The 1,810-nt window shown below is 58.6% G+C and carries 1 pseudogene; it reads right to left on the bottom strand.

The window, feature by feature from the left end:
• Positions 1-1,615 precede the first annotated feature (1,615 nt).
• A pseudogene (locus JQ575_RS44135) lies at positions 1,616-1,810 on the bottom strand (hypothetical protein); the annotation flags it as partial.

The following is a 1,810-nucleotide window of genomic DNA, read 5'->3' as shown; positions in this document are numbered from 1 at the left end:
GAATTGCCTATGAGTAATCCAAAGGCCGTAAAATACCGTCGCTTAGCGCTCATCGAACCCGACCAGGACAAAGCGCGCTTGCTCCACAAGCTCGCTGAAGAGTCCGAGCAAGGTATCCTCGTAACGGCAGACTGGCGGGCCCGCCCCTCAAGGGCGGCAACGGGGCCTCAGCCTGTTAACGTCAAAACGCCTTAGAGCTTGCGATGGTTGGCGATAATAACAGGCCTTGGACGGAGGAAGACGATCGCCGCCTGCTTGAATTGCGAGACAGCGGGAGGAGGTCTAAACTTTCGGTATCCGTGGCTATGAGACGATCGGTCTCTGCAAATAGAAATCGCCTGTGTATCGTCCGAGCCCGGGCAGCCCTAGCGAAATCCACTTCAAGCCATATTGAGAAATGATGCGAAGCTCGTCGTTCGAACCCTGCATCCCGACGCGCGCCACCAAGGTCCCTGCCTCGAAGAATTGGCTCCACAAGATTTAGCACGATGGCTATAGGCTGACCGTCCACCGCGAGGGCAAGCGGGTCCGGCTGTTCACCCCCGGAATATTCGACTGGAGTGACCGATATCCGCTGATCACTGAGGCCGCGCTGCGCATCCGGTCAACGTCCTTTGTTCTGAACGGTGAGGTCGTGCTGCTGGGGGTTGATGGGATCTCCGACTTCGATGGCCTGATAGCCGCAGGCACAATGACGAGGTGCAGTTCTATGCCTTCTATATGCTGGTGACAGACGGCGATGATATCCGAAAGCTACCGCTCACCATGCGGAAGACAAACCTCGCCCGGCTACTGGCCAAGCGCGTCGATGGCATTTTCACTTCCGACTTCGAGCGCGGCGAGATCGGGCCAGAGCTTTTCCGGCATGCCTGCCTTATGGGCCTGGGGAGGGGCTGGTGTCGAAGCTCGCCGATCGACCGTACCGGCCGGGCCGATCACCGAACTGGGTGAAGGTAAAGAACCCCGCCTCTCCGCCAGGCTGCGGGGATGCCTTCTCATGAACGTCGGGGTCGACGTCGACACGAGCAAGCAATCGGGACGCCGACCATCTGCAGGCATTCGCGGGGACAGTGGGCCTCGCGCCAGAACGAAAGATTGCGGCCAACTGCGGCAGCCACTATTGGTTTAAGATGATCCTGAGCACACATGCGGTCGTTGGGGCGGCTCTTGCCACTCTCATGCCGTCCCACCCGGTTGCCGCATTCGTGGCGGGCTTTGCAAGCCATTTCGTGATCGATTCAATCCCTCATTGGGATTATTCACTCCGATCGAGATCGTGGAGAGCCGGCGCTCGAAATAGTTGGCGAATATCCGCGGCACTACGCGATTTGGCCGTGATTGGCTTCGACGCATTCGCAGGCCTAGTTCTCGCAGTCGGAATTTTTGGGACGAAAGCCAACATGGTCGCCGTACTGGCTGGTGCCGTTGGGGGGATGCTCCCGGATCCGCTAAAGTTGGTTTATATGCTTTATCCTAGCCAGCCCTTGGCCACCCTTGTGCGCTTTCACAACTGGATGCACACCAAGCGTAAACTTGATTGGCCTCTTGGTGTGGGCTCCCAGCTTGCCTTTGCATCCGCAGTTATCGGGGCGTCTGTTGCCGTGCGATTGGCAACCTAGAAGCGGGCTACTGCCGGCGAGCGCGGTCCCTGGCCTGACCAATCGAAGGGAAGCTTCTCCTGGCCCTCGTGCCATTCGATCACGCTGAAATTCATTCCTCGCTTCAGCATCTCAGCTTCAAGGTCGGCTGCATGCTTCTTCCAGTCCGGCGTGTCGCGGACCTTGAATTTCGGCTCGCCGCCCTCGCGCTC

This window comes from Bradyrhizobium sp. JYMT SZCCT0428, assembly GCF_018131075.1.
Classification (GTDB): domain Bacteria; phylum Pseudomonadota; class Alphaproteobacteria; order Rhizobiales; family Xanthobacteraceae; genus Bradyrhizobium.
Note: the sequence above shows the minus strand (reverse complement) of the source record. Positions and strands in the feature narration are given on the sequence as shown.